The organism is Leifsonia sp. SIMBA_070 (assembly GCF_046534635.1).
Classification (GTDB): Bacteria; Actinomycetota; Actinomycetes; order Actinomycetales; family Microbacteriaceae; genus Leifsonia.
Genome location: NZ_JAWRYK010000731.1, coordinates 1 through 247, shown reverse-complemented (window position 1 = coordinate 247; position 247 = coordinate 1). Strand labels below are relative to the sequence as shown.

The 247-nt window shown below is 66.8% G+C and carries 1 pseudogene; it reads left to right on the top strand.

The window, feature by feature from the left end:
- Nucleotides 1-247: pseudogene (locus SB754_RS22180) on the top strand (PaaI family thioesterase); the annotation flags it as partial.

Below are 247 nucleotides of genomic sequence, written 5' to 3'. Positions count from 1 at the left end.
CGGCTCGACGCCGTGGCCATCGACGAATGGCGGGCACCGTCGGGCGGACGCATCGATCTGCCGGCGCGCGGCAACATCACTCTGCCGCCTTACGAGGTCGACGAGGCCACTTCCGAAAGCGTGAAGGCGCGGATCACCTTCCGGCGCTATCACCTCGGTGGCAACAATGCCGCCCATGGTGGACAGGTCGCGGTGGCCTTCGACGATCTACTGGGTATGTCGGGCGCGCTCGGTTCCGGCGGAATCA